This is a genomic window from Bradyrhizobium lablabi (assembly GCF_900141755.1).
Lineage (GTDB): Bacteria > Pseudomonadota > Alphaproteobacteria > Rhizobiales > Xanthobacteraceae > Bradyrhizobium > Bradyrhizobium lablabi_A.
The window spans coordinates 6,864,728-6,885,774 of record NZ_LT670844.1 but is presented as its reverse complement, the minus strand read 5'-3'; the positions used below and the strand labels follow the sequence as shown (position 1 = coordinate 6,885,774).

Annotated in this window: 15 protein-coding genes; 11 read left to right on the top strand and 4 right to left on the bottom strand. The window is 58.7% G+C overall.

Going from position 1 to position 21,047, the window contains the following annotated elements:
* Positions 1–157: 157 nt before the first annotated feature.
* A complete protein-coding gene (locus B5526_RS31900) occupies positions 158–1,006 on the bottom strand; it encodes an IclR family transcriptional regulator (RefSeq protein ID WP_079545687.1) in 849 nt (282 codons plus the stop codon).
* Positions 1,007–1,052: 46 nt separating this feature from the next.
* On the bottom strand, positions 1,053–1,313 hold the full coding sequence (locus B5526_RS31895; RefSeq protein WP_154071553.1) for a hypothetical protein: 261 nt from the start codon (positions 1,311–1,313) through the stop codon (positions 1,053–1,055).
* A 332-nt stretch (positions 1,314–1,645) separates the two neighbouring features.
* Here B5526_RS31895 and oxc point away from each other — a divergent pair, with 332 nt between their 5' ends.
* The 9 genes from oxc to B5526_RS31845 all read left to right on the top strand — a co-directional run bounded on the left by oxc (position 1,646) and on the right by B5526_RS31845 (position 12,850).
* The gene (oxc, locus tag B5526_RS31890; protein ID WP_079543697.1) at positions 1,646–3,379 is read left to right on the top strand and encodes an oxalyl-CoA decarboxylase; all 1,734 of its coding nucleotides are present in this window, start codon (positions 1,646–1,648) and stop codon (positions 3,377–3,379) included.
* Positions 3,380–3,439: 60 nt separating this feature from the next.
* Positions 3,440–4,729: a formyl-CoA transferase gene (gene frc, locus B5526_RS31885; protein ID WP_079543696.1), complete on the top strand. Its 1,290-nt coding sequence runs from the start codon at positions 3,440–3,442 to the stop codon at positions 4,727–4,729.
* A gap of 346 nt (positions 4,730–5,075) precedes the next feature.
* Positions 5,076–6,422, top strand: coding sequence for an oxalate/formate MFS antiporter (gene oxlT, locus B5526_RS31880; RefSeq protein ID WP_154071787.1), 1,347 nt, complete (start codon positions 5,076–5,078; stop codon positions 6,420–6,422).
* Between the two features lie 58 nt (positions 6,423–6,480).
* Positions 6,481–7,683, top strand: coding sequence for an ADP-forming succinate--CoA ligase subunit beta (gene sucC / locus B5526_RS31875; protein ID WP_079543694.1), 1,203 nt, complete (start codon positions 6,481–6,483; stop codon positions 7,681–7,683).
* Entirely contained in the window at positions 7,683–8,567 is an 885-nt protein-coding gene (sucD, locus tag B5526_RS31870) for a succinate--CoA ligase subunit alpha (protein WP_079543693.1), read from the top strand. Before sucC ends, sucD begins: the two co-directional genes overlap by 1 nt.
* 49 nt (positions 8,568–8,616) lie before the next feature.
* On the top strand, positions 8,617–9,591 hold the full coding sequence (locus B5526_RS31865) for a 2-dehydropantoate 2-reductase (RefSeq protein ID WP_079543692.1): 975 nt from the start codon (positions 8,617–8,619) through the stop codon (positions 9,589–9,591).
* Positions 9,592–9,665: 74 nt separating this feature from the next.
* Positions 9,666–10,439 carry a fumarylacetoacetate hydrolase family protein gene (locus B5526_RS31860; protein ID WP_079545685.1) on the top strand — a complete coding sequence of 258 codons (774 nt, stop codon included), beginning with the start codon at positions 9,666–9,668 and terminating at the stop codon, positions 10,437–10,439.
* 109 nt (positions 10,440–10,548) lie between these two features.
* Positions 10,549–12,036 (top strand): aldehyde dehydrogenase family protein, encoded by a 1,488-nt coding sequence (locus B5526_RS31855; RefSeq protein WP_079545682.1) that lies wholly within the window; start codon positions 10,549–10,551, stop codon positions 12,034–12,036.
* A gap of 616 nt (positions 12,037–12,652) precedes the next feature.
* Positions 12,653–12,850: a DUF3551 domain-containing protein gene (locus B5526_RS31845; RefSeq protein WP_349642788.1), complete on the top strand. Its 198-nt coding sequence runs from the start codon at positions 12,653–12,655 to the stop codon at positions 12,848–12,850.
* Positions 12,851–13,325: 475 nt separating this feature from the next.
* Here the strand turns inward: B5526_RS31845 and ltrA are convergent, their stop codons facing one another.
* Complete coding sequence (gene ltrA, locus B5526_RS31840) at positions 13,326–14,657, bottom strand: group II intron reverse transcriptase/maturase (RefSeq protein ID WP_154071316.1); 1,332 nt, start codon at positions 14,655–14,657, stop codon at positions 13,326–13,328.
* Positions 14,658–16,093: 1,436 nt separating this feature from the next.
* On the opposite strand from ltrA, the gene B5526_RS31835 reads away from it, so the two are divergent.
* Positions 16,094–18,007 carry an ABC transporter ATP-binding protein gene (locus B5526_RS31835; RefSeq protein ID WP_079543690.1) on the top strand — a complete coding sequence of 638 codons (1,914 nt, stop codon included), beginning with the start codon at positions 16,094–16,096 and terminating at the stop codon, positions 18,005–18,007.
* Positions 18,008–18,316: 309 nt separating this feature from the next.
* Here B5526_RS31835 and B5526_RS31830 read toward each other — a convergent pair whose 3' ends face one another.
* A complete protein-coding gene (locus B5526_RS31830; RefSeq protein WP_079543689.1) occupies positions 18,317–18,850 on the bottom strand; it encodes a CAP domain-containing protein in 534 nt (177 codons plus the stop codon).
* A gap of 862 nt (positions 18,851–19,712) precedes the next feature.
* Between B5526_RS31830 and B5526_RS31820 the strand changes: the two genes are divergently transcribed.
* The gene (locus B5526_RS31820) at positions 19,713–20,912 is read left to right on the top strand and encodes a serine hydrolase domain-containing protein (RefSeq protein ID WP_079543687.1); all 1,200 of its coding nucleotides are present in this window, start codon (positions 19,713–19,715) and stop codon (positions 20,910–20,912) included.
* The last annotated feature ends 135 nt before the right edge of the window (positions 20,913–21,047 follow it).

Genomic DNA, 21,047 nt, shown 5'->3' with positions numbered 1-21,047 from the left:
ATTTGTTTCCCGCCATACGGAACGGATCACGAAATATTCACGATATCAGACGATTAGGCCGAGTTTGAGATGAAAGATTTCGAGCACGAATTGTCGAGCGGGCGTACGCGATATGCGGCTCGTACGGTGAGGCGACCGCGATCTCAGGAAGTTTTACTCAGAACGATTTTGCGTCCGGCATCGTGCCGCCGAGCGCCTTGGTTAATTCGGCTGCGACTTCCCGTACAAGCTTCCCAAGGACAGGCAAGCGGTCGTTCGGAACGCGGGAGGCCTTGCCCGAAACCGAGATGGCAGCCAGAGGTTCGCTGCAATCGTCGTAGACCACTGCGGAGACACACCGCAGGCCGATCAGAGCTTCTTCATCATCAACTGAGTAACCTTGCTGCCGGATGTCGTGAAGCGATTTGCACAATTCTCCGGCCCGCACGATCGATTTCGAAGTCAGCCTGGGCATGCCCTCACGCTGGATGATCGCGAAGACATCCTCCTCGGAATAGGTCGATAGCAGAGCTTTGCCGAGCCCAGACGCAACCATCGGAACCCGACCCCCGACCTTAGTGACAGACCGCATGATTTCCCGGCTTTCGACCCGGGTTAGAACAACCATTGTGCCGTCATCGACAACGGCGAGGTTTGCAGTCTCTCGCGTCTGATCCCGGAGCTTGCGGAGATAAGGCAAGGCTTGTGTCACAAAATTGCGGCGCCGAACGAATGTCGAACCGACAGCGAAGCTTTGCGCCCCGATATGCCACGTGGATTCGTCGCGGTCGAACTGGACGAAACGCCGCTTCTCCAGCGTAGTCAGCAATCTGTGAACCGTCGAAGGCGACAAACCTGTGCGCACCGCGAGGTCGGTCAGCCGGTATCCCTCATCGTCTTCGGCAAGCGTTTCGATAATCAGGAGAGCACGGTCGACGGACTGTACGCCGCCATCCCTTGGATCGAGGTCGTTGTTCACGTTGGATTTCGGCTCAATGAGCCTGCGCCGGATCACGTTTCTCTTCATCGCGACCTGCATTCGTCCGTAGGATGTGATGACGTGTTCGCTGCTTCTAGTTCAGAATTCCGCTTTGCTTGGCAATTCCATTAGTAAGTGCTGCTTCCGGCTGTCCGGAGCGACACTGTCGGATAGGCAGCTCGGTCGAGCAGGCGTAGGCCGGAATGCCGTTCTGGTAGCGATACTCGGCGGCCTCCTCGACTTCGCCGGCCAGATCGATCTTGCGAGCTGCGTGCTGCACCAGTTCTTCCTCCTGCACGTCCATTTTTAATTGCCGGTGCACGCGAGGCTCGGTTGGGGCTTTTTCGCGTAACACTCCAAACTCTTGCAATGCCGACGTCAGACTTTGCGGCGCTCTGCCATTTAACAACTGGCATTTGGTATACCAATAGCCTATTTTGTCAAGAGATTAATCCCACAAATACCGGTAGAGCAGCGAAACCAGCTTGACTGTTTGGTATCTGGCATGCCACATTAGGTGGTGATCAGGTGATCGGCTCTCCAGTTTGTCGACGGTTCACGGCCTTTGCCTCAGGTCCGCGCTTACGTCGAAGCGCATGGCCAGGAGCTGTTTACGTAAACAGCACAACTTCACACCAGAAGACGATCAACTCGTCCACGCCAGGAAACGACCAGGGAGAAAGTGGAATGTCCGTAACAGCAGCGAAAAGCATTGATGCAAATAAGGCCGAGCGCGAGCTGACCGACGGCTTTAACCTGATTATCGATGCGCTGAAGCTCAACGGCCTCACCACGATCTACGGTGTGCCCGGCATTCCGATTACGGATTTCGGCCGCATGGCGCAGGCTGCGGGCATCCGCGTCATCTCGTTTCGTCACGAACAGAATGCCGGCAATGCAGCGTCGATCGCCGGCTTCCTGACTAAGAAGCCTGGCGTTTGCCTCACGGTCTCGGCTCCGGGCTTTCTCAATGGCCTCACCGCGCTCGCTCATGCCACGACCAACTGCTTTCCAATGATCCTGATCTCGGGCTCGTCCGAGCGCGAGATCGTCGACCTGCAGCAGGGCGACTATGAGGAGATGGACCAGCTCGCGATCGCCAAACCGCTTTGCAAGGCGGCGTTCCGCGTGCTGCATGCCGCCGACATTGGTATCGGCCTTGCGCGCGCGATCCGCGCGGCCGTGTCGGGACGTCCGGGCGGCGTCTATCTCGACCTGCCGGCCAAGCTTTTCGGCCAGGTGATGGACGCCGAGGCTGGAAAGAAATCACTCGTGAAGGTGATCGACGCGGCACCGGCGCAGATTCCGGCTCCCGAAGCGGTCAAGCGCGCGCTCGATGTCCTCAAGAGCGCCAAGCGTCCGCTTATCATTCTCGGCAAAGGCGCCGCCTACGCCCAGGCCGACGACGCGATCCGCACCTTCGTCGAGAAGAGCGGTGTTGCGTTCCTGCCGATGAGCATGGCCAAAGGACTTTTGTCGGATACCCATCCGCAATGTGCGGGCGCGGCCCGCTCGACGGTACTGAAGGACTCGGATGTCGTGATGCTGATCGGCGCGCGTCTCAACTGGCTCTTGTCGCACGGCAAGGGCAAGACGTGGGGCGAGACGCCGAAGAAATTCATCCAGATCGACATCGAACCAAAGGAGATGGATTCGAACGTCGAGATCGTCGCCCCCGTGGTCGGCGACATCGGCTCGTGCGTCTCGGCGCTGCTTGAGGGCATGGGCGCGAACTGGGCGGCCCCGCCATCCGACTGGACCAGCGCGGTCGCCAAGAAGCGCGAAGAGAACGTCACCAAGATGGCGCCCCGGCTGATGAACAACAACTCGCCGATGGACTACCACGGCGCACTCGGCGTGCTGCGCACCATCATCAAGGAGCGGCCGGATGCCATTCTCGTCAACGAAGGCGCCAATACGCTCGATCTCGCGCGCGGCGTCATCGATATGTACAAGCCACGCAAGCGGCTCGACGTCGGCACCTGGGGCGTGATGGGCATCGGCATGGGCTACGCCATCGCCGCCGCTATCGAGACCGGCAAGCCGGTGCTCGCCGTCGAAGGCGACTCGGCCTTCGGCTTCTCCGGCATGGAGGTCGAGACCATCTGCCGCTACAAGCTGCCGGTCTGCATCGTAATCTTCAACAATGACGGCATCTATCGCGGTACCGACGTCAATTCCGTGGGCTCGGATCCGGCACCGACCGTGTTCGTCAAGGGCTCGCGCTACGACAAGATGATGGAAGCGTTCGGCGGCGTCGGCGTCAACGCGACGTCACCGGATGAGCTGAAGCGCGCCGTGAACGAAGCCATGGATTCCGGCAAGCCTACCCTCATCAACGCGGTGATCGATCCGGCGGCCGGCTCCGAAAGCGGCCGCATCGGCAACCTCAATCCGCAGAGCGTTCTGAAAAAGAAATAGACAAATCCCAACCCATTACTCCCCTGCACGCGCAGGATAGACACAGTACGGAGCAACACGATGACAAAGGCGCTCAAGGGCGTTCGTATTCTCGATTTCACCCACGTCCAGTCGGGACCGACCTGCACGCAATTGCTGGCCTGGTTCGGCGCCGACGTGATCAAGGTCGAGCGCCCGGGCGTTGGCGACATCACGCGTGGCCAGTTGCAGGACATTCCGAATGTCGACAGCCTGTATTTCACCATGCTCAACCACAACAAGCGCTCGATCACGCTCGACACCAAGAACCCGAAGGGCAAGGAAGTCCTGACCGCGCTGATCAAGCAATGCGACGTGCTGGTGGAAAATTTCGGCCCCGGCGTGCTCGATCGCATGGGATTTCCGTGGGAGAAGATCCAAAGCATCAATCCGAAGATGATCGTGGCCTCGATCAAGGGTTTCGGGCCCGGGCCTTACGAAGACTGCAAGGTCTATGAGAACGTCGCGCAATGCACCGGCGGCGCGGCATCGACCACCGGCTTTCGCGACGGCCTGCCGCTGGTCACCGGCGCGCAGATCGGCGACAGCGGCACCGGGCTGCATTTGGCGCTCGGCATCGTCACCGCGCTCTATCAGCGCACCGTCACGGGCAAGGGACAAAAGGTCACCGCCGCGATGCAGGACGGCGTGCTCAATCTCGCGCGCGTAAAACTGCGCGATCAGCAGCGCCTCGCTTATGGTCCGCTCAAGGAATACAGCCAGTTCGGCGAAGGCATTACGTTTGGCGACGCGGTGCCGCGCGCAGGCAACGATTCCGGCGGCGGCCAGCCCGGCCGCATCCTGAAGTGCAAGGGCTGGGAGACCGATCCCAACGCCTACATCTACTTCATCACGCAAGCGCCGGTCTGGGAGAAGATTTGCGACGTCATCGGCGAGCCCGGCTGGAAGACCCATCCCGATTACGCCAAGCCCCCTGCCCGGCTGTCACGCCTCAACGAGATCTTTTCGCGCATCGAGCAATGGACGATGACCAAGACCAAGTTCGAGGCGATGGAGATCCTCAACAAGGACGACATCCCCTGCGGCCCGATCCTGTCGATGAAGGAACTCGCCGAAGACCAATCGCTGCGTGCCACCGGCACCGTGGTCGAGGTCGATCATCCCGAGCGCGGCAAGTATTTGTCGGTCGGCAATCCCATCAAGATGTCGGACAGCCCGACCGAGGTGAAGCGCTCGCCGCTGCTCGGCGAACACACCGACGAGATTTTGCGGCAGGTGCTCGGCTTGACCGATCATCAGGTGGCGGAGATCCACGATTCCGGCGCGCTCGATCCGCCGCGGAAAGTCGTTCCGGCCTACGCAACAATTTAGCACTGAAACCTTGGCATCTGGCATATCTGTTCGACACAACGTCTATTGAATCGGGGGGTGTGGTTGAACTCTGGTCTTCAGCATTGATCCGCTAAGGAACATCTACGCTTCGGGTTTCGAATACCAACACCAAAGAACTTGGCGTAGCTTACGCCATTTTCTCCATTTTGGCCCCCAAATCCCGGGGGTTATTTTCTTTTGCAACAATAGTTTCGACAAAAAGGGGCAGCGCAACAGACGCAACTTTTTCACTGGCTGGCCAAATAATCACTTGCGCTCTGGCATACTGCATACCAGAATGGTTGAAAAGAAAGCCATCCGCAAAAGCGTGTCGAAGGAGGAAGCAATGCCAGTCACTGCGCAACCATCCACATCGACAGCTACTGAGGGTCCTTTTTTCCGTTGGCTGCAACTCGCGATGGGCATCGTCTGCATGGCCATGATCGCGAATCTTCAATACGGCTGGACGCTGTTCGTCGATCCCATCGACGCGAAGTACCAGTGGGGCCGGGCTGCAATCCAGTTGGCCTTTACGATTTTCGTGGTGACCGAAACCTGGCTTGTCCCGATCGAGGCGTGGTTCGTCGATAAATATGGTCCGCGCGTCGTCATCATGTTCGGCGGAGTTATGATTGCCCTCGCCTGGGTATTGAATTCCTACGCGAACTCGCTCGTGCTGCTTTACATCGCAGCAATCATCGCCGGAATCGGAGCCGGCTCAGTGTATGGCACCTGCGTCGGCAATGCATTGAAGTGGTTTCCAGACCGGCGTGGCCTTGCCGCAGGGGCGACCGCGGCCGGTTTCGGTGCGGGAGCTGCAATCACCATCGTGCCAATCGCAAATGTCGTCGCTACGACCGGTTATGAACATGCGTTTTTCACTTTCGGTATCGGGCAAGGTGCAATTGTTTTCATTCTGGCATTTTTCATGCGCAAGCCATCGCGCGCGTTGCCGGTCAAAAGGAAGCAGCTGAATCTTCCGCAGACCAACATCGATTTCACCCCGCCGCAGGTGTTGCGCAGTCCAATATTCTGGGTGATGTACCTAGTGTTCGTGATGGTCGCTGCGGGCGGTCTGATGACGGCGGCCCAGATCGCGCCGATCGCACATGACTTCAAGATCGCAAACGAACCCGTGAGTCTTCTGGGTTTTCAGATGGCAGCATTGACCTTCGCCATTTCGCTCGATCGTATTCTCGATGGCTTCGGTCGTCCGCTCTTTGGTTGGCTCTCTGACACCATTGGCCGCGAGCACACGATGTTCATCGCGTTCGGGACTGCGGCACTCATGCTGCTGACGCTTTCGGCTTATGGCGACATCCCAATCGTCTTCGTTCTTGCGACCGCTATGTATTTCGGCGTATTCGGCGAAATATACAGCCTATTCCCCGCGACCAGCGGCGATACCTTTGGTGCCAAGTTTGCGACAACTAACAACGGCATGCTGTATACCGCCAAGGGGACCGCCTCCCTGCTGGTGCCACTCGCGAGCATTGTCGCTGCAAACTACGGCTGGCAGGCTGTCTTCGTTATCGCAGTCGGCCTGAATGCCATGGCGGCGTTGCTCGCATTGTTCGTCATCAAGCCGATGCGGCGTGCTTTCATTCTGGGTGATGAAGCCGCTCCGGTCGAAGCAAATGCGCGGACGGTCGGAGCGCTACCATTCGAATCTAAGCGAAGTGAACTTCGGTGAGCCTCTCTTTTTTTGTCTCCGACCTACTGGCATACAAAATACAAGGATAGAGGACAGCATGAATATCCATGAATATCAGAGCAAGGCCATTCTGAAGAATTTCGGCGCACCGGTTTCCGAAGGTCGGCCGGCGCTCACGGTTGAGGAAGCAGTTATTGCGGCGAAGATGCTCCCGGGCCCCGTATATGTCGTGAAGTCCCAAATTCATGCGGGCGGCCGCGGCAAGGGCAAATTCAAGGAACTGCCTGCCAACGCGAAGGGCGGCGTACGGCTTGCCAAATCCATTGACGAAGTGGCCGCGTACGCCAGGGAAATGCTCGGCCATACGCTTGTCACTGCGCAGACCGGCCCCGCAGGTAAGCAGGTCAACCGCCTGTATATCGAGGACGGCTGCGACATCGAGAAGGAATTTTATCTCTCGATGCTGGTCGATCGCGAGACATCGCGCGTCGCTTTTGTTGTATCGACCGAAGGTGGGATGGACATCGAAAAGGTCGCCCATGATACGCCCGACAAGATCGCGACTTTCTCGGTCGATTCCGCGACTGGCGTTATGGCGCATCACGGACGCGCCGTTGCCCGCGCGCTGGGCCTCAAGGGCGATATCGCACGGCAGGCGGAGAAGCTGGCGGCGCAGCTCTATAACGCCTTTGTTCGCACCGACATGGCGATGCTGGAGATCAACCCGCTGGTTGCCACCAAGCAGGGAGAACTCAAATGTCTCGATGCCAAGATCAGCTTCGATTCGAACGCGTTGTACCGACATCCCGACTTGGTCAAGCTGCGCGATCTGACAGAAGAGGACCAGAAGGAGATCGAAGCGTCAAAATACGATCTCAATTATATCGCGCTGGAGGGCACGATCGGCTGCATGGTCAATGGTGCCGGTCTGGCCATGGCGACGATGGATATTATCAAGCTTTACGGCGCGACGCCGGCAAATTTCCTCGATGTCGGAGGTGGCGCGACCAAGGAGAAGGTCGCTGCGGCATTCAAGATCATTACATCCGATCCGCAAGTAAAGGGAATTCTGGTCAACATCTTTGGCGGCATCATGCGCTGCGATGTCGTTGCCGAAGGCGTAGTCGCGGCCGCGCGAGAAGTCGGCTTGACGGTACCGCTGGTCGTGCGGCTCGAAGGCACCAACGTCGAACTAGGCAAAAAAATCATCAAGGGCTCGGGCCTCAATGTCGTGTCGGCCGATAACCTCGACGATGCCGCACAAAAGATCGTCAAAGCCACACGAAAGGAGGCTGCGTAATGGCTATTCTGATCGACAGCAATACCAAGGTCATGTGCCAAGGCTTTACGGGCAAAAACGGTACTTTTCACTCCGAGCAGGCGGTGTTTTACGGCACCAGAATGGTCGGTGGCACGTCGCCCGGCAAGGGGAGCACCAAACATCTCGATTTGCCGGTGTTCGATACCGTGGCGGAAGCTCGCGAAAAAACCGACGCCGATGCCAGCGTGATTTATGTCCCGCCGCCAGGCGCGGCGGACGCGATTTGCGAAGCGATCGATGCCGAGATCCCGCTCATTGTTTGTATCACCGAAGGCATTCCGGTGGCGGACATGATCAAAGTCAGCCGCGCGCTCGACGGTTCAAAATCGCGGCTGATTGGTCCGAATTGCCCCGGCGTGATGACGGCCGGTGAGTGCAAGATCGGAATCATGCCCGGCAATATCTTCAAAAAAGGAAGTGTCGGAATCGTTTCTCGCTCGGGAACGTTGACCTACGAGGCGGTATATCAGACCACCGCAGAGGGGCTCGGGCAGACCACCGCGGTCGGTATCGGCGGCGATCCGGTCAAGGGCACCGATTTCATCGCAATGCTTGAGTTGTTTCTGGCTGATCCTGCGACGAAATCCATCGTCATGATCGGCGAGATCGGCGGCTCCTCGGAAGAAGACGCCGCGCAATTCATCAAGGATGAGGCGAAGCGCGGCCGAAGGAAGCCGATGGTAGGCTTCATTGCAGGACGTACAGCGCCTCCCGGCCGCCGCATGGGCCACGCCGGCGCGATCATTTCGGGCGGTAAGGGCGATGCTGAATCCAAGATCGCGGCGATGGAGAGCGCCGGCATTCGCGTTTCTCGTTCGCCGGCGCGTCTTGGAAAGACGTTGATCGACGTGCTGAAGGGATGAGCGTGTCTTTGAATCACGCAGTCTCCAGCCAATTGTTTTGGAGAATGGCATGAAAATCTGTATCTACGGTGCCGGCGCGATCGGTGGCTATCTCGGTGTGCAGCTGGCTCAAGCGGGAGCGGATGTCAGTCTCGTCGCGCGCGGCGCGCATCTTGCCGCGATGCGCGCCAACGGCCTCAAATTACTGATCGGGGATGAGGAGCGCGTCGTGCACCCCCGTTGTACCGACAACCCCGCTGAGCTGGGGCCGCAGGATTTTGTCATCATTTGCCTGAAGGCGCATTCGATCACCGGTGTCATCGAAGCCATCCAGCCGCTGTTGGGTCCGCATACGCGAATTGTCACCGCGGTTAACGGGATTCCCTACTGGTACTTCTATAAGCACGGCAACGAGTGCGAGGGATCGACGCTGGAGAGCATCGATCCGGGCGGACGGCAATGGCGCGAATTGGGTCCGGAGCGCGCAATCGGATGCATCGTTTATCCCGCGACTGAGATCGAAGCGCCCGGCGTCATCCGCCATGTCTATGGCGACCGCTTTCCTCTCGGCGAAGCCTCCGGCGAAAAAAGCGCGGATGTCGAACGGCTCGCCGCGCTATTCGTTAAGGCCGGATTGCAAGCGCCCATCCTCGATCGGATCCGCGACGAAATCTGGCTTAAGCTGTGGGGCAATGTCTGCTTCAATCCAATCAGCGCGCTGACGCACGCAACGCTGGACAAAATCTGCACTGATCCGTCAACGCGCGCCCTGTCGAAGGCCATGATGCTGGAGACCCAGAGCATCGCGGAGACATTTGGCGTGAAATTCCGAGTCGACGTCGAGCGGCGGATCGAAGGCGCACGTAAGGTCGGGGCGCACAAGACATCGATGTTGCAGGATCTTGAGCGCGGACGCCCGATGGAGATCGATCCGCTTGTCACCGTGGTCCAGGAAATGGGGCGTCTCACACGAATTCCGACACCCACGATCGACGCGGTTCTGGCGCTCGTAACGCAACGCGCCAGAATCGCAGGCCTTTATTGAATGCGACTATTACCGCGCGGCCGGGCCTCAACGCCGAAGCGGTACGCCGCTCTTGGATTTCGGAGATTTTCATCATGACTTATTGGGTTCGCTTTCAACACAGTAGCATAACCGGATTTGGAACGATCTCACAATCAGAGATTAGCGTTCATGACGGCGAGATGTTCGGTAAATCACGGGCAAATGGCCGACGCCTCGCTTTGTCTGATGTCGAACTCCTGGCTCCGACTGAACCCTCTAAGATCATCGCTCTGTGGAATAATTTTCATGCACTTGCCGCAAAATTGAACGTCACTGAACCCGAGGATCCGCTCTACCTTTTGAAGGCGCCGACAACGGCTGCCCCACCGAATGCAGTTGTCAAACGGCCGGTGTCCTACGATGGTAAAGTCACATACGAGGGCGAACTTGGGATAATCATCGGGCGCACATGCAGCGGCGTATCGGTCGATCAGGCCCATGAGTGTATTTTTGGTTACACCTGCGTCAACGATATCACGGCCGCCGACATTATCGCCAGAGATGCCACCTTTGCCCAATGGGCCCGCGCCAAAGGCTTCGATAGCTTTTGCCCGTTCGGGCCTGTCATCGCATCCGGAATCGACCCGGTGAAACTCGTTGTTCGGACGATTCTCAATGGCGAGGAGCGTCAATCGTATCCGATCTCAGACATGATCTTCACCACACAACAGCTTGTCAGCAAGATCTCGCACGACATGACGTTGTTGCCGGGCGATCTGATCTGCTGCGGCACATCGCTGGGCGTCGGATCAATGAAAGAGTCGGTCAACAAGGTCACCGTCGCGATCGAGGGCATCGGCGAACTGACCAACGAATTCAGGCCATGAAACAGGTCCCTTCGTCGATCGATGCCGCTTCTGAACGACTTTCCAAGTTCAATTGGGGGTCGTATGCGGCGTTTTAACCCCCTACCTTAGGAAGCAGTAAGGAGATATGATGTCGATTGCATATGATTATTCCCGCGAGACGACGCCGCCAGTTTCGGCCTCCAAACCCAAGCTGTTATTGATTGACGGGCAGCGCGTCCCATCAGCCTGCGGGCGCACGTTCAATACCCTCAATCCGGCCACTGAACAGGTGATTGCAACCGTCGCGGAAGGCAACGAGGTCGACGTCGATCGGGCCGTCGCTGCCGCGCGCCGTGCCTTCGAAGGTCCTTGGCGCACGATGCGCGCCGCCGAGCGCGGCCATATCCTGCTCAAGCTTGTGGACCTGATGAAAAAGCACGCGGATGAAATCGCCGCGCTGGAAAGCCTTGATGCCGGCAAACCGATCTCGGGGGTGCTGCGCCAGGACCTTCCAGCTGCTATCGATACGCTGACCTACTACGCCGGCTGGGCTGACAAGATCAGCGGCGAAGTCGTTTCAACGCGGGAGGACGCGCTCACCTACACGGTCCGTGAGCCCATCGGCGTGGTTGCCGTTGTCGTGCCGTGGAATTTCCCGCTGATGATCGGGATGTGGAAGCTCGCGCCGGCCTTAGCCTGCGGTTGCACGATTGTAATGAAGCCTGCCGAGCTGACGTCGCTGTCGGCGCTGCGCATCGGTGAATTGGCGCTCGAAGCGGGTCTACCACCGGGCGTGCTCAACATCGTTACTGGTCCCGGCCGGGTCGTCGGCGATGCACTCGTCAATCATCCTGATGTGGACAAGGTTACCTTCACAGGATCGCCGGGTGTTGGACGCGGTATTCTGCGCGGCGCGGCAGGTAATTTCAAACGCGTTTCGCTCGAACTCGGCGGCAAGTCCGCCAACGTCATCTTTGACGACGCCAATATTGAGGCCGCGACCAAGGCCGCTGCGTCTGGAATCTTCTTCAACGCCGGGCAAGTATGCTCGGCCGGTTCGCGCGTGCTCGCGCATGAGAAGGTTTACGACGAGGTGGTCGAGCGGTTGACGCAACGCGCGAAGGTGATCCGGATGGGCGATCCAGCCGATCGTACCACAGCACTCGGTCCGGTAATCTCCGAAAAGCAAATGAAGAGCATTCTCGATTACGTGGATATCGGCCAGAAGGAGGGCGCATTGCTGACGACCGGCGGCCAGCGTGTCGGCGACCGCGGTTACTTCATCAGCCCCGCGGTTTTCGCCGACGTCAAGCACGAGATGCGCATCTCGCAGGAAGAAATCTTTGGTCCCGTGGTGAGCGTCATCAAGTTTCGTGACGAGGCTGATGCGCTGCGGATCGCCAACGGCACTGCCTACAGCCTTGCGGCGGGCGTCTGGAGTCGAGACATCGGACGCGTACAGCGTTTCGCGAAGAAAGCGAATGCCGGCACCGTCTGGATCAACACCTATGGCTATACTGATGTGCGGCTTCCGTGGGGCGGCGTGCGCGATTCCGGCTTCGGCCGGGAACATGGCGCGGCGGCGATCGAGAATTTTACGGAGCCAAAAGCGGTTTGGGTGAACCTGAACATCTGAGAAAGCCTGGAGGACGTTTTAACCTGTTCAAGCAGCGGACCAGTGTCCGAGCTGTCACAAAGAGCAATTCTTATGCAATAGATCGGGAACGGCGGTTTCGGCGCGCGCCGGGGTACAGACAATGCCCGTTGAGGCCTCCGTTATTCGTGATGTCCGCGTTCATGGCGACACCGCCAAGAGGGCGAGAAGCGACAGCGGAGACACAAGCGACGCAAATCAGCTTTGGCCATCTCTTACCACGTTCGAAAAAAGCACGCCGAAGCAACCAACCAACAAGATGGCGCCCGCCGCCAACGGTACGTCTGACATCAGAATTGCCAACTTTACGATCTAGCATTCGGGCAGCAGTCCAGGCTGTGGCTGCGCGGCTATATATCGTGAAGGCAATCGCCGTCTGCGACGCCGCCAGTCCTGAAGTCGCCTATCCCTGTCGTAAATTCAATCGTGCTGGCAGTTGACTGAGAATCGCGCGATGCCGGTACCCGATGCTAGATTTCTGTCGATTGATCTTTGGGAAGGAGTTTTGATGCGCACCTTAGCATGGACGCTCTTAGGGGTCGGAACGATGTTGATCACTGCGTCAGCACAAGCCTAGACCTACGATCCAAATTACCCCATTTGTCTCCAGACCTACGGAAGGGCCGGTAGCTACATCGCTTGTGGCTATACGTCGATGGCGCAGTGTAAGTCGTCTGCGTCGGGCCGCGCAGCCCAATGCATAACCAGTCCGTATTTCGCGCACGCAAATAAGGCGCCTGCGGACCGGGTCCACCGGAGAAACCGTCGCGGCTCCCCTTCGGTCAACATCAACTAAATAGATCGAGTGCTGGCCCTTTGGACGAGAGGATGTCGTGCCCCAGGTCTCGCCAGGGCGGCGAGTGAGTGCCGTGCAAGAGATCCAGCTATGCCATCCGGCGAGAAGACGGAGAACGCCGCAGATCGCGCGGCGGCCGCTGATATCCGCCGCTGCAGCATCGGCCGCTGTGACGGAGCCACCCTCCTCCAAGATCTAGCGAAGGGCACGCACTTCCAGTGAACTCCTCAAAGATCAGCCTGAAGGCCAAGAGCGAAAGCTACGCCAGGCTATCCCCTGCTTAGCGCGCAGCAGGACGCCCTATGTCCGCTTTGCGTAGAGTCGAGGTGTGACGCGGTAGCTTTAGGTTCGAACATATCTGTTTCCGCCCCTTTCGTTCGGCGGTGCCTTACTGGTTCGACCATGTCCCCGTTTCCACACCCCGCTCATCGAACTGGACAGGCAGATTTCCCGCATCCAGCTCTCGGACAAAACTTCACGCCTTCACCCACGGCACGTCGTGCCCAAGCCTGCTCAGGCGTACGAGCCCAAAGTGCCCGTAAAGATGCGAGAGTGGATAGCTCCCGCCCTTGCGACGCCTGGTTTTGTGCTTGAACTGCAACCACCGGCGCAGCCGCATCGCTGTGTAGCTGTCGAGTGCCCGATACGCCTTGCTGACGGTGCCTACTCGAAAGTAGTTCGCCCATCCGCGCAGCGTGCGGTTCACTGTGCCCACCAGCTTAGTGACCTCTTGCCATGTCCCCGTTCGGTCCGTCAGTGCATGGATTTGCTCAACCATGCGCTTGATGCTCTTCTTCGATGGCCGGTAACCCAGGCGCGCCTGGCCGGTTCTCACAGAATACATTCGTCCGAACGTGTACCCCAGAAAGTCGAACTCCCCTTCCGGGACCTTGCAGATTCGTGTCTTCTCCTCGTTGACCGTGAGCTTCAGCTTGCTCATGATCTTGCGCAGTTGTTGCAATGCCTCATCGGCTTCGCCCTTCTTGCACAGGATCACAAGATCATCGGCATAGGTCACGATACGACTGCCGAGGCGTTGCTCCAGTCCGAGCTTCTTCCATCCCAGCACGAACCGGCGCATGTATATATTCGCCAGCAACGGTGAGATGGGTGAACCCTGCGGAATGCCGCGCCGGTTGTCCCGGGCTTCGGTCGTGCGTGTCTTCCTTCCTCGATCATCGGTTTCTTCCACGGGGCATTCCAGCCACATCTTGATCAGATGCAGCACGCGTCGATCAACGATCCGGCGCGCTACCGACTGTAATAGCTCGGCATGGGGGATGCTTCCGAAGTAGTCCGCGAGGTCGGCGTCAACGACTTCCGGGTGGCCCCGGAACATCAGCTCTTCCACCTTGACCACCGCCTGTTGGGCATTGCGCCCGGGCCGGTACGCGTACTGTTCGGGTGGAAGGTCGGCTTCGAAGATCGGTTCCAGCACCAGCATCGCTGCTGTCATGCAGACCCGATCCCGCACGGTCGAGATGCCCAGCGGCCTGAGCTTGCCATTGGCCTTCGGGATGAACACTCTTCTGATAGGATCCGGATGGTAGCTCTCCTCCCGGAGCGCAAGCGCCAGTTCGCCAAGCCACCGCTCGACGCCATACGCCTCGATGTCCGCGAAGTCCTGACCGTCTACCCCCGGTGCGCCCTTGTTGGAGCGGCACTGGGCAAACGCATGGGCCAGAATGTCCTCACGGCTGATCTTGTCGTACAGGGCGTAGAAGCGATAGCCGGCTTCTGCCTTCGCTTTCGCGTGCAACGCCTTCTGCAGTTTCTGAACAGTTTTCGGAGTTGATAGGTTGCCCAATCTCCAAATCCCTCACCACTTGTTGCGTCTGTCTTGAACTGAGGTCCCTTCCCTCCACCGGCGTTACCCGGCTTCAGCGGTACTACGAACCTCTCCGCCACCCCAAGGCGCCCGGCCTGTCCCTCGCGGGCGTCCGGTTGGTCATCGCTGACCACGCCTTGGGGCTTCCCGTGTTGCGTACGCTTTCCTTGTGTACATGCCGCCGCCAGTACCCCGGTGCAGCAGCTAGGCGTAATCTTCGCTCGTTCACCTAGCCGTATCAGCCTTCCCCGATATGGCAGTCGGGTCGGCCTGCACATCGACCTTTTCGAGGCTTGCTCAGCGTTTACTCGCGTTGCGGCCTGCACACTCGCGCTGTCGCCAATTCGCGACACGCTAATCGAAGGCTTCAGCCACTTCGTTACCTCCATGACTGCTCCGATTGCTTCCGGCTGGAGCGATTGCCGGGTGGGGCTTGCACCCACTGGAAAGCGCCGCCTTTGCACGGCGCACGCCAGAAGCGGTCGTCCGGGCGAGAACGACGCCGCGTTGCGGAAGGAGGGCAATCGGTCTTGGAGCGGCGAGAATTCAGGCGCGATCCCGAAACGATATCTGCTCGACGTTCGAGGCATCACTCGGCGCTGCAAGCGGCGGCCACACCTGGTTTCGGCCCTTGCGCTTCGCTGCAATCTGTTCATGCGTCTCGTCAGAATCGCCGACGAGACGCGGCATCCCAGTCGGTCACGAATGCCTTTTAGGTGACCGCTTCTGTCGCAATAATTATACGTTGCGATAGAGCGACGCGGAGGGCGCGCGTCGTCGTCGGAAACGAAGACAATCGGTTCCTTGGCGCTCGCTGGTTCATGCGATGAGTTGGGGAGGCTGAGTCACTACGCATCCTCTTGATGCAACGGCAGAACGAATTGAAATGTCGCACCCGGCCCAGCATCAGTCCTCGCCTTGCCGACGAAAATCGCACCTGAACACCTGGCAGGTTCGAATTAGGAAACGTCAACATAATCTCCAGCGCGGCTGAACCGATCTTCGATCCCTGCGCCATACGAAATTAGGCCGCCAGAGCTGATGTATTCCTGAAGTCCGTGCATTGTCGGTAACAAGGCGTCGCGCGCCAGCGTGGCTCGGTGCGCCTTGTGGCTCATCGATATTCGAGGATAACGTTGCGGCATCGGATCCTCCGCTCGCCAACTGTCCTTTGATTGGACATTCCAAGGTTACATTGATTAGAAAGGGCCTAAACCGAGTTGTTGAAGTGGGCAGTTCCCGGCGACCCGGACGGACGAGCCAACGCGTCAAACAGCGTGAGCCCCTCGCCCAGCGGGATCACAAACGACGATCGGGAATCGGACGGACGAATCCAACTATCGGCCAGAAGCCTCGAACGTTTTCATAGCGATGATCAACTCAAGCCCCCTTCAACGAACTTAGGAGCGCTTTGGATGCCGCGGCAGTACAGCGATGGCGGCCGAAACGCGTCGGGGTCTTTTGGCCGAACGCCACAACGGCCGTTCACAGCGACTAGCAAATCCCTCAAGGAGCGAGTCGGGGCGCTTAAGAACCTGCGTCCCTTCATTGTCATGGTCTGGCGCACCAGTCCACAATTGACAGCAGCGTCGCTTGTGTTGCGGCTGTTGCGGGCGCTACTTCCAGTCATCACCCTCTTTGTCGGCAAACTGATCGTTGATCAAGTGGTGCTGTTGGTGCAGACGCCGCATAAACCCGAGACGCTCCGGCAGTGGCTAGACGGCGGCCTCCTCGACTGGTTGGGACTCCTTCTAATTGCCGAATTCGCGTTGGCCGTGTTAGCGGACATTCTCGGACGCATCGTGTCATTGGTCGACAGTCTGCTTTCGGAACGCGTGACGAATTCCTCAAGCGTCCGATTGATGGAGCACGCAGCTACGCTCGATCTGGAAGATTTCGAGGACTCCGAATTTCAGGACCAGCTCGAACGCGCGCGTCGACAGACCAGCGGAAGAATGACGCTGATGGGCCAACTACTCGGTCAAGCCCAAGACATTGTCACGGTAGCGAGTTTTGTCGCCGGATTCATTTTCTATGCGCCTTGGCTTATTGCCCTGTTACTCCTGGCCTTGATCCCAGCGTTCGTCGGAGAGGCGCATTTTAATGCGCAAAGCTATTCGCTTGATTTCGTTCGCACTCCGGAGCGACGCGAACTTGACTATGTAAGGCAGACCGCCGCCAGCGTCGAAACCGCCAAAGAAGTGAAAATCTTCGGCCTCAACGGCTTCCTGATTGATCGTTACGTCCGCCTTGCTACCGATTTTTACGCGGCAAATCGTAGGCTGGCGATCCGGCGCGCCGGCTGGGGCGGCATGTTCACAGCGATCGGTACCGTCGGCTACTATCTGGCCTATGCGTATATCGCGTGGCGCACGCTGGCGGGCGAGTTCTCGATCGGCGACCTCACGTTTCTGGCGGGTTCCTTCAGGCGTCTGCGCACCCTTTTCGAAGGGCTTCTGACCAGCTTCTCGACGACGGCGAGTCAGGCGCTCTACCTCAACGACCTATTCTCCTTCTTTGAGGTCAGGCCGGAAATCCTGTCGCCGGACAATCCGCGTCCCTTCCCGCAGCCGATTCGTCGAGGCTTCGTTTTTGAAGATGTCGGATTCAGCTATCCCGACGCCGACCGATGGGCCGTGCGACACCTTAGCTTCACGCTGCACGCCGGCGAAGTACTCGCACTGGTCGGAGAAAATGGTGCAGGAAAGACCACATTGGTCAAACTTCTCACTCGTCTCTACGATCCGGACGAAGGCCGCATCCTGCTCGATGGCCACGACCTGCGCGAATATGATCTCAACGCGTTACGCGGGAATATGGGCGTCATCTTCCAGGATTTTGTTCGCTACAATCTCAGCGCAGGCGACAATATCGCGGTGGGTAAAATTGCCGCCCGCAGCGACCACGCCCGCATCGAACGCGCGGCGAGGCGCAGCCAAGCCGACGAGGTGATCAGCAGACTGCCGACTGGCTATCAGCAGATGATCGGCAAACGGTTCAAGAACGGAGTCGAGCTTTCCGGTGGGGAATGGCAAAAAATCGCGATCGCCCGCGCCTATATGCGCGAAGCCGCCGTACTGATCCTCGACGAACCGACGGCGGCGTTGGATGCTCGCTCCGAGTTTGAAGTATTCAAGCGCTTCAAGGAACTCAGTGACGGCAAAACGGCCGTCCTGATTTCGCATCGTTTTTCCAGTGTTCGCATGGCCGACCGCATTCTCGTCCTCGCCGACGGCATGGTCGAAGCCGCTGGCACACATGATCAGCTGATGGCGCAACCGGGCCGCTATTCAGAACTCTTCGAATTGCAAGCCGCTGGCTATCGATAGTTCCCTCCCTCGTGCCCGATGCCAATTTGCTAACTGGAGCTAGAGGCCAAGGGTTGTTGTCATGCGCCGACCAGAAGTTATGGAAGCTGCCCGGGGTGACACTAGCGTGCTTGTAGCGAACGTTCGCTTTGCGCCACATGCGGTCGTTAATGATTTTTACCGCTGTGGTGCAGCGCTTCGACGAACAGAACGAAGGCTGGTAGAGGTGATGGCCTGAAAAACGGCGGGCCACCGATTGGCGAGAACGCGGACAACACGACCTTTTCGCGAAATGAGCCAAGCCGGAAGGTGGACTCGAAAAGCCCTACATCACAGGCAGATACTCAGAATCTTCAAGCGGCAGGTTTCCCTTGTGGGAGCTTTGGGCTTTGCAACAGCTGCTTGCTTCGTACCGGTCGTCAACTTGAGACGTTCATAGTCCCCTGCAATCTCCATCGCCCAATACGTACGCCCTGTTGTCGCGCTTTTCGCGCTGGCTACACCCACTCGCGAGGCGCCGTGCAAGAGAAGGTTTCTTCGGTGCCCCGCTGAATCAATCCACTGGCTAAGCGTCTTTGGGAAGCTGTCGTAGCCATAGGCGATGTTCTCTGCGGCTCGGCCCGCGCCGGTCGAATTGACCCGCGAGGTGAAGCCGCTGAGCACGTCGTGGTCGAGCTTGTCCTTTGCCGCCATCGCCTCGGCTTGCTCGTGCGCAATACGCGTGAGCGTCGAATCCATGACTACCCGCCGCTCCCCATGCTGAACGCGATAGCTCGAGATCATGTCAGCGGGGGATTCTGCTTGGGCGAACGTAGGACAGCAGCAAATAGCAAGTGAGAAGTAGAGGAAAAGTGACGGCTTCATTGCTTCCGATTATTCCCATGCCAAACGCGCTTGAGCAAATCTTCCATGCTGGTGTGCTCTCTTCCATTTTCCACGCGCGATCAGGAATCCAGGGCGCGGCTGCCGAGGCGTACCAACTTGCCGTCCCGGGACTGAACACGGCGTTTCGGGCTAAGACGTAAAGGCCCAAAAGACAACGAGAAATCGCTCACGGTTGCCGCCGGAACCTGTTTCCGTGAAATCTAACAGGCGCTGGCATTCCCTGTCCATGAATCCATTGCGGTTTCGGCTGCTCCGGCCAGGCAGCAGAACCCGCAAACGTGCGCCTTTCCAACCGTTAATGCATCTTCGCGGCCGGAAGGGATGGCAGGCGGGATTAGGTCGATGTCTTTTGATGGCACTTACTTAACGTCAGTGCTTAGGAGAACGTCCGCTTTGCGCTGACCGGACATCCGCGGCCAGTTGGTTACATCCGAAAAATCCCACAAGAGGAAATCGTCGCCGAACTTCGTCGCTAAGTGCAGCGAGAGAGCGGGCGCAAAGTGCCAACGATACGTTTCAGGGGGTGGATCAAGTGTCAGCATCGCTGACCCGCCTGTGCAAAAAAATCACGGGTGGAAATTCATGGCCGATCACAAGAAAACGGTCTACGCTCCGAGCGCTCGGTCGAAATGCGATGCTGACCTGGAGCTACCCAATGATCAAAACTCCAGTCGCTATTGCTGCTAGGACTGCGGCGGGATCTTCGTTCGCGCAACCGTCATCGGGACAATCAGACCGATACCCGACTTCAATACGTTGCGACGGCTTACGTCATTCTGCGCGAACCGCCAGCAGGCTGCCGAGAAGCATGTGATCAAACTTGGCAACGGGAGAAACGTCTATGGGTAGCAACTTGAAAAGCGCATGTGACGGGATTTTGCAAAAAGTCGTGACTGGCAAGGACCGCGTTCCCGGCGTGGTGGCGATGATCACGGATCGCTCGGCCAACATTTACGAAGGTTCAGCCGGCGAGCGCAGCCTTGGCGGCCGCCAGGCAATCACGACCGATACTGTCTTCGCCATCTTCTCGACCACAAAGGCCATCACCGGCACGGCCGTCCTGCAATGCGTCGAGGAAGGCAGGCTCGACCTGGATGCCCCGGCCAAAAACTACGTACCCGACATCGGCAAGCTCGAGGTACTCGACGGGTTCGACGCCAAGGGCAATCCGAAACTGCGAGCGCCGAAGCGCGACGTCACCACCCGCATGCTGATGCTGCACACCGCTGGCCTTGGCTACGATTTCTTCAACGCCAATTACTTGCGCCTGGCGCAGGAGCGCGGCCAACCGAGCGTGGTGACCTGCTCGAAGGCATCACTGATGACGCCGCTATTGTTCGATCCCGGCGACAAATGGGAATATGGCAGCAACATCGACTGGGCCGGCCAGGTCGTCGAAAGCATCCGCGGCAATCGCCTTGGCGAGGTGATGAGGGAGCGGATCTTTACGCCGCTCGGCATGGAGGACATCGCCTTTTCGCTGAACCCCTCTATGCGTGCGCGCCTCGCGACCATCCACCAGCGCGAAGCCGACGGATCGCTGACTCCCCTTCCCGACATGCAACTGCCGCCTGATCCGGAAGTCCACATGGGCGGCCACGGTCTCTATGGCTCGATCGGCGAGTACATGAAATTCATCCGCATGTGGCTGAACGACGGGGCAGGACCGCACGGACGCGTGCTCAAGAAAGAAACGGTCGAGTCCGCTGTCCGCAACGGCCTGCAGGCGCACCAGACCGTCACGATGCTGCCCGGCGTCATTCCGACGCTGTCGAACGATGCTGAGTTCTTCCCCGGCCTGAAGAAATCCTGGTGCTTCACGTTCATGGTGAATGACGAGGACGCGCCAACCGGTCGACCGGCCGGAGCGATCGGCTGGGCCGGGCTCGCCAACACGTTCTACTGGATCGACCGCAAGAACGGGTTCGGCGGGTACTGGGCGACGCAGATCCTGCCGTTCGGCGACCCGACTTCGTTCGGCGGCTACCTGGAATTCGAGACGGCCGCCTATGCGACCAGCGAGGCCCGCGCCGCGGCTTAATGCCGGGCGAGCGTGGCCTACCTGCGCCACGGCGCCTACGCTTTCCAGATTTAATGGAGCGAAGGCGTCGTGAGCGCGTGCTTTGCGATGGTGCCGCCACTTGTCTGCTGTTCGCGCAGGCCGGCGCCCGCGCAT

Bases quoted from the DNA above. Each gene is read 5' to 3' on its own strand.
- B5526_RS31900 (WP_079545687.1), bottom strand. From the start codon at position 1,006: ATGAAGAGAAACGTGATCCGGCGCAGGCTCATTGAGCCGAAATCCAAC.
- oxc (WP_079543697.1), top strand. From the start codon at position 1,646: ATGTCCGTAACAGCAGCGAAAAGCATTGATGCAAATAAGGCCGAGCGC.
- frc (WP_079543696.1), top strand. From the start codon at position 3,440: ATGACAAAGGCGCTCAAGGGCGTTCGTATTCTCGATTTCACCCACGTC.
- oxlT (WP_154071787.1), top strand. From the start codon at position 5,076: ATGCCAGTCACTGCGCAACCATCCACATCGACAGCTACTGAGGGTCCT.
- sucC (WP_079543694.1), top strand. From the start codon at position 6,481: ATGAATATCCATGAATATCAGAGCAAGGCCATTCTGAAGAATTTCGGC.
- sucD (WP_079543693.1), top strand. From the start codon at position 7,683: ATGGCTATTCTGATCGACAGCAATACCAAGGTCATGTGCCAAGGCTTT.
- B5526_RS31865 (WP_079543692.1), top strand. From the start codon at position 8,617: ATGAAAATCTGTATCTACGGTGCCGGCGCGATCGGTGGCTATCTCGGT.
- B5526_RS31860 (WP_079545685.1), top strand. From the start codon at position 9,666: ATGACTTATTGGGTTCGCTTTCAACACAGTAGCATAACCGGATTTGGA.
- B5526_RS31855 (WP_079545682.1), top strand. From the start codon at position 10,549: ATGTCGATTGCATATGATTATTCCCGCGAGACGACGCCGCCAGTTTCG.
- B5526_RS31835 (WP_079543690.1), top strand. From the start codon at position 16,094: ATGCCGCGGCAGTACAGCGATGGCGGCCGAAACGCGTCGGGGTCTTTT.
- B5526_RS31830 (WP_079543689.1), bottom strand. From the start codon at position 18,850: ATGAAGCCGTCACTTTTCCTCTACTTCTCACTTGCTATTTGCTGCTGT.
- B5526_RS31820 (WP_079543687.1), top strand. From the start codon at position 19,713: ATGGGTAGCAACTTGAAAAGCGCATGTGACGGGATTTTGCAAAAAGTC.